Source organism: Actinacidiphila oryziradicis (assembly GCF_005047355.1).
Classification (GTDB): Bacteria; Actinomycetota; Actinomycetes; order Streptomycetales; family Streptomycetaceae; genus Actinacidiphila; species Actinacidiphila oryziradicis.
This window is the reverse complement of sequence record NZ_SUMC01000033.1, coordinates 98221-104706: the sequence shown is the minus strand read 5'-3', so window position 1 is coordinate 104706 and position 6486 is coordinate 98221. Positions and strand designations below refer to the sequence as shown.

Below are 6486 nucleotides of genomic sequence, written 5' to 3'. Positions count from 1 at the left end.
GCCAAACCCTTCACCTGGACCGCGACCGCCGACGAGATCCTCGCCAAGGTCCGACTCGTCCAGACCAACATCAAGAAACTCGTCGACAACAACGCGAAGTGACACAAACAGGATCACGAGACACTAGTGGAAGGGTGTGCGCAGAGCAAGGGGGCTCGACCTTTTGGAACGCAAGGGCGCCTTGCCGGTCGATCGCGGAGCGTCCGGCGACCGGCGTACGGGAGGTCGAGTTGGGGGTCCGGTGCCTCCCGCATCCGGGCGACCTCGCCCTGCCACTCCTGCAGGACGCGGTTGCCGCCCGCCAGAGCGTCGTGCAGTTCCCGGAGCTGCCAGCGGACGCCGGCCGGGTCGGCGAACAGCGCGGTGATGTGCGGGTCGATGGCGGCGACGCGGGCGAGCAGGTGGGGGCCGTGGTCGAGGAAGGTACGGAACGGCTCCCACACAGCTGCGTCGCGCTGGGACTGCCGCATTCCGTAGGTGTCGTCGTCCAGGGGCACGCCGTTGGTGTCGCACAGGCTGTCGGAGATCGCGTCCCAGGCGTCGAGTTCCCGCTGGCCGATGTCGAGGGCTTCGGCGAGCTGGTCGGTGCGCAGGGTGTGGAGGGCGTCGCGGTAGCGCGGCAGCAGCCGGCGGGCAATGCGATGAGCGGCGCGCGCCGGGTCGGCGGGGGTGTGGATGCTGTTGGGTGCGGCGGGGTCGCCGGCGAAGGCGTGGGCGATGCCGTGGGCGGCGAGTGCGCCGATGAGGAGCTGACGGGGGTGTCCGGGCCGCTCGGTGATGATGAGTTCGGTCCGGTCGTCGCTGGTGAGGATGGCGGCGCGGGGGACGCGCTGGTCGGTCAGGGCGCGGCCGAGGACTCCGGCGCTGTCCCACAGGCACGCGAGGAAGTCACCCTGCCAGACGCGCTGGGTGTACTGCTCGACGTTCACTGTCCAGGTGCCGGGCAGGCGCTCGGCGATGCGGGCGGCGAGGGTGCCCAGGTACGGGCGGTCCGGATGGTCGATCTCCACCGCGGTCGCGTCCGCCAGCACGAGGAGGGCGCGCAGGGTGGGGGCGGTGTCCTGGGGGCTCTGCCAGTCGTGCAGGGCGTAGAAGCCTTCGGGGCGCCAGGTGAAGCCGACCGCGGACAGGGCGGAGTAGGCGCGGCCGGGCGCGTCGTCGGCGACGTGGGCGACCGGACGTGCCCGGGTGCCGCTGATGACGATGTGCGGGGCAGGAGTCACAGGGAGCCTTCGTGGATCGACGGCGGGGTCCGGCCTGGAGTGAGGCGGTCGGTGGAGGGGAGGCGGCCGGGCATGGGGTAGTTGTCGTCGGGACACCGGTCCAAGTCGTCGGTTTGCGGCATGGCGCATGCCCCGTGGTGCTGTTCGTCGTCGGTCCGGGCGGTGCGACCGCAGCGCGGCCTGTGGCCGGGGGCGATGGGTGAGCGGTTTGTCATGGGGGATTCCTGGTGGTCAGCGGCCGTGGCGCGGCGCTAGCGGGTCCGGGCTGTCACCGGGGCGGCGGTAGCGGGTGGGCCGGGGAGGGCGCACGGCTTGCACGGCTGCGGAGCTCCAAGTACCTTCCGACGGCTTCATTCGAGCGGGCGGACGCAGCCTGGCGGCCGACCGTACCTGGGAGGGCCGCACGGACACAGTGCGGCGACGCGGCTGCCTGCCGGCGGAAGATCACATCCCAGGACCGGACGCGGTCGCTCACTCCCCGGGCGCCCTGCCGCGCGGATCGGCCGTGCCGCCGGCCGGTGGTGAGGGCGGCCGGCCGGTGAAGGCACGCAGGGCCAGCTCGATCCTGATTTCCTCGCTGTCCAGGACCGACTGCAGCCGGCGCAGGACGATGTCGTCAATGATGCGCTGGTCGCGCAGGCGGATCAGGGCGCTGCGTTCGACGCCGATCAGGGTGCGGCGCAGTTCGAGCCCGGTCCGCACGCCGGGCCCGGTGTCGGGCGGTCCTGCGTCCTCGGCTGCGTACTGGCGCAGTTCGCTCAGGATGGCGTCCGTGGTCTCCGGCGGCGTATCCAGGCGGTCGGCGTAGTCGGGAAGGACTTCCAGCGCGGCGTTGACGATCTGGCGATGGGCGCGGCGTTCCTCGGTGGTCTCGTCGGGATCGCCGCGCAGCCCGGCCCAGCGGATCACAGCGGGCATGGTCGTGCCCTGGACGACCAGCGTGACCAGGATGACGGCCACGGCGGTGAACACCAGCAGGCCGTGTCCCCCAAGCGGCCGGCCCGCGGCCGTGGTGGTCGGGACACCGAGGGCGGCCGCCAGCGACACGGCCCCGCGCACCCCGCTCCAGGCGACAGGGAACCTTTCCCGGGCGCCGGAGCGCAGCGTGCGCTGGACCGGGCGGCGGTCGAGGGCGCGGAGGAGGTAGGGCACCGAGTACAGCCACAGCAGGCGAGTGGCGATCACCACGCCGCCGACCAGCAAAGCGGTGACCACGGCGTGTCCCAGGGAGACGGAGCTGATCGCGCTCACGATGGCGGGTGTCTGGATACCCACCAGGACGAACAGGGCACTGTTGAGGATGAAGGTGCTCACCTCCCAGAAGTCGGTGATTTGCACTCTGGCGCCCGCGCTGATCACCTTGGGGCCTGCCTGGCTGAGGATGAGACCGCAGGTGACCACTGCCAGGACGCCGGAGACACCCAGGACTTGCGCGGGCAGGTAGGTGGCGAACGGGGTGAGCACGGCCAGGGCGCTCTCCAACACGCGGTCACGCAACCGCCTGCGCAGTGCCACCACGACGGCGGCGCAGGCGGCGCCGATCGCGACACCGCCCGCGTAGGCCAGCAGGAAGCGTACGGCGGTACCCGACCAGGTGACGGCCTGTCCCTGAACGGCGACCCCGACGACCACCGCGTAGAGGGCAAGTGCGGTGCCGTCGTTGATCAGGCTCTCCGCCCGGAGGATGGTCTGGATCCGGCGGGGCAGGAGCCGGGCGACCGCCTGCACAGCGATGGCGTCGGTGGGAGCGACGACGGCGCCCAGGACGAAGGCGAGCGGCCAGGAGAGGCCCAGCGCGTGCCCCACCCCAGCCACGGCGGCAGCGGTGGCCAGCACCAGGCCGGTCGCGAGCAGCACGATACCGCGCAGATTCGTCCGGATCTCGCGGAGCGAGGTGGTCAGCGACTCCCAGTAGAGCAAGGGTGGCAAGAAGAGCAGCAGAACGACCGGGGGCGGCAGGACCAACGTACGGAACTCGGGGGTGAGACCGATCAGGCAGCCACCCGCCACCAGCAGGACCGGCTCGTTCCAGCGCAGGCGGCGAGCTAGCCACGTCATGGCCAGCACGGCCGCGAGAATTACCACGATGACTTCGAGGCCGCGCATTCGGCACCGCCTCCCTTTCCCTGGTGGTTCAGCCCTGGGCGAGTTCGGCCAGGGCGTCGAGACGGGTGGGCGTCCAGCCGAGCTCGCGGCGCGCCCGGGCGCCGCTGAACTGCTGGTCGAGGGCGAATGCCTCGGCGATCGGGCCCATCCGCTGCACGGCCTCCTCGAGGGTCAGCGAGTCGATCCTGCCTGGGCATCCGGCGGCGTGGCTGAGGGCCCGGGTGACGTAGGCCAGCGGAAGGTTCTGGCCGCTGACCCCGGCGTAAACGGAACCGGCCGGGGCGTTCAGGGCCAGGACGTACAGCTCGGCGATGTCGTCGACGTGAACCAGCGCCCAGTGGTTGGAGCCGTCCCCGATGCAGGGCACGGCACCTGCGGTGCGCCCCGGCTCGACGAAGAACGACTGCACCAGTCCGCCGGAGCGGCCGTAGACCAGCCCTGGCATCACCACCACCGGGTGCTCTCCGGTGGCGGCCCGGGCGAGCACCTGCTTCTCGTTCTCCAGCCGCCAAGCGGTGATGCGCGGCGGGCTCAGCGGGGCGTCCTCGTCGATGACCCCGTCGGTGTCGCCGTACACCCACGCCCCGCCCGTGTGCACATAGGGGCGGCTTCCCACACCGTCCTGCAGTGCCTCCGCCGCTGCGCGGTCGACGTCCGCGGTGCCTTCGGCGTAGTCCACCCCGAGGTGGATGACCCCGTCGGCCCCGCAGGCCGCCCCATGGAGGACATCGGTGTCGGTGAGCGCCCCCGCAACCGGGGTGGCACCAAGGTCCGACACGGTGCGCGCCGCGTGCTCGCTGCGCGCCAGCGCCGTCACGCCGATGCCGTGCCGGGTCAGTGCCCGGATGATGGAGCGGCCGATGTAGCCGGAGCCTCCTGTGATGAAGATCTGCATCGCTCTCACAGTCCTTGTCGATGGCGGCGGGGGATTCCGCCGCTCCTCCACCCTGGCCCCGTGCCGCGGCCGGCGTCCAAGACCTCTTCCGTCAGCGGTGATGTCCCCAGGGCATCAGTGCTGGGCAGCGGCGATGTCGGCGAACTCCGGGAGCAGAGGGGAGCGGCGGCCGGCGCTCCAGGCAAGGCAGACCTCGTTGGGGCCGATGTCGTCGATGGGCACATGCGCGACATCGGTATGGGTGTAGTAGGCCGCGGTGGACAGCGGAAGGACGAGGACGCCCCCGGACGTCGCGACGTGTTCCAGCTTCTCCTCGACGGTGGCGAACGAGGGCCGCGGCCCGGCCCCCTCGCCGCCGCCGGTCCGCTCGGGGAGGTCACGCCACTCGGGGACGGCGTCGGGGTCCTGCAGCAGCCGCTCGGGCGCCAGATCCGCGATAACGATGGACTCCTTGCCCGCCAGCCGGTGGTCCGCCGGCAGTACGGCGACGCGGGGCTCCCGGAAGAGCGGGCGCAGCTCCAGGCCGCGATGGTCGACGGGCAGCCGTACGAAGCTCACGTCGAGAAGGCCCTCGTGCACCCCTTGGACCTGGTCGCCCCAGGAAGTGCGCACGACCTGCACACTCAGCTCGGGATGCCTGGCGGAGAAGGCGCGCACCGCGCCGGTCACGGTGATCCCGGGCATGAAGCCGACCGTGAACGCCGAAGATCCGTGGGCGGCCTGCTGGACCCGGCGGCACAGAGCCTGCGTGGTGGCCAGCAGGGGGCGCGCGTCCTCCAGCAGCTGACGGCCGGCGGCCGTCAACTCGGTGGTCTGCTTGTTCCTGGTGAACAGCTGCGCGCGCAGCTCCTGCTCCAGCGCGCGGATCTGCCGTGACAGCACCGGTTGCGTGATGTGCAGCCGCTCGGCGGCCCGGCCGAAGTGCACCTCCTCGGCCACAACCACGAAGTAGCGCACCTTGCGCAGATCGACATCCACGACATCTCCCACCGTGCAGACGCCATGTCCCAGCCTAGTTCCTCCGGACCGTGTCGTCGGGGAGATCAATTGAGCAGGTTTGGCCAACCCCTGAGCACCAGGTGGAGAAATTCGAAGAGCGCCATCACGGTGACGAACTCGATGGGCACGTGGCCGCGCAGGGTGATGCGCCAGCGCTCGGGCGCGTCGGGGCCGGTGCGGGCGGTGACCAGCAGGTGTGGGCCGGAGCCGGTGTGCTCCTGCTGGTGGAGCAGGGTGAGGCGCCCGCACGGGCTGGTCACCTCAAGGTCGGTGCCGTGGTGAGCGCGGCGCCAGCCGGCGTCCTTGGGGAAGGACATGAGGTGCGATACGTGCTGGGAGGGGTCGCTGACGGCCAGGTAGCGGGGGTGGAGGTAGAGGTGTTCGGGCGTGCCGGTGGCGTGGTGAACGGGGATGGCGAGCCTTTCAGCGGCGGAGGTTGGTGCGTGCGCCGGGCGGCGTCGTAGTGGCCGGCGGGGCTGCGGGCGGGGCCGGGGCGTAGGGCGGTGGTCTCGGCGAGGTCGTAGAACAGACGGGGGCGCCGGAAGCGCTGCGCGGTGGCCGGCTTGCGCACGGCCGGCGCGTGCCGGGCAGCGGGTGTCCAGCCGGGGGGCGGCGTCGTGCGTGGTGACGTGCCCGGGGGCGTGGGGTTCAGCGATGGGGGCTCGCGCCGGGGGTGGCCGGCCCGGGCGGGTGGCCGGGACGGGTCACCGGGGACGGGACGGTCACGGCTCGTGCCGTGATCGACGCGGGCCGGGCGGGGCTGCCGGTCCGCTGGAGGCGGAGCGCGTTGCGGCGGTCGCGGTAGCGGGGCAGGAGCCGGGTGGTGATGGCGTGGGCGGCCCGGGGCGGTTGGCTGCTGACGGCGATCCCGTGCGGGGCCTGGTCGTCGCTGAGGTAGTCGTGTTCGATTCCGAGCGGGGCGAGCGCACCGACGAGGAACTGGTCGAGGTGCAGGGGTCGGTCGATCACCAGGAGCTGGGTGAAGTCGTGCGCGGTGAGCAGGGCCGCGCGCTGGACTCGGAATTCGGAGGTGGTCCACGACAGGGTGGAGTTGTCCCACAGGTATCCGGCCAGGTGGTACTGGGCGGATGGTTCGCTCCAGTCCTCGTCGGTGGTTGTCCACTCGCCCGGAAGGCGCTCAGCGAGCGCTGTCGCGAATGCGGTGAGGTCTGCGCGTAGCGGTTCGGTCTTCTCGAAGTGGTGCATCGCGCGTTCGTAATCGCGGTCCCGGCGGTGGGGGTTCTGCGGATCTGGGTGATTCAT

General features: G+C 71.6%; 7 protein-coding genes. All 7 read right to left on the bottom strand.

Translation table 11 applies throughout. The features are described 5' to 3' along the window. Window positions 1-113 precede the first annotated feature (113 nt). The 7 genes from FCI23_RS29670 to FCI23_RS29640 all read right to left on the bottom strand — a co-directional run bounded on the left by FCI23_RS29670 (window position 114) and on the right by FCI23_RS29640 (window position 6486). Window positions 114-1223, bottom strand: a complete 1110-nt coding sequence (locus tag FCI23_RS29670; RefSeq protein ID WP_136727014.1) for a hypothetical protein — start codon at window positions 1221-1223, stop codon at window positions 114-116. Then, window positions 1220-1438 (bottom strand): hypothetical protein, encoded by a 219-nt coding sequence (locus FCI23_RS29665; RefSeq protein ID WP_136727013.1) that lies wholly within the window; start codon window positions 1436-1438, stop codon window positions 1220-1222. The genes FCI23_RS29670 and FCI23_RS29665 overlap by 4 nt, the downstream gene beginning before the upstream one ends. Window positions 1439-1694: 256 nt before the next feature. Further along, a complete protein-coding gene (locus FCI23_RS29660; RefSeq protein WP_136727012.1) occupies window positions 1695-3329 on the bottom strand; it encodes a Na+/H+ antiporter in 1635 nt (544 codons plus the stop codon). A 28-nt stretch (window positions 3330-3357) separates the two neighbouring features. Continuing rightward, window positions 3358-4224: an NAD-dependent epimerase/dehydratase family protein gene (locus tag FCI23_RS29655; protein WP_136727011.1), complete on the bottom strand. Its 867-nt coding sequence runs from the start codon at window positions 4222-4224 to the stop codon at window positions 3358-3360. Window positions 4225-4338: 114 nt separating this feature from the next. Beyond that, window positions 4339-5202 carry a LysR family transcriptional regulator gene (locus tag FCI23_RS29650; RefSeq protein WP_136727010.1) on the bottom strand — a complete coding sequence of 288 codons (864 nt, stop codon included), beginning with the start codon at window positions 5200-5202 and terminating at the stop codon, window positions 4339-4341. Between the two features lie 65 nt (window positions 5203-5267). Further along, the gene (locus FCI23_RS29645; protein WP_136727009.1) at window positions 5268-5540 is read right to left on the bottom strand and encodes a hypothetical protein; all 273 of its coding nucleotides are present in this window, start codon (window positions 5538-5540) and stop codon (window positions 5268-5270) included. Between the two features lie 331 nt (window positions 5541-5871). After that, window positions 5872-6486 (bottom strand): hypothetical protein, encoded by a 615-nt coding sequence (locus FCI23_RS29640; protein WP_136727008.1) that lies wholly within the window; start codon window positions 6484-6486, stop codon window positions 5872-5874.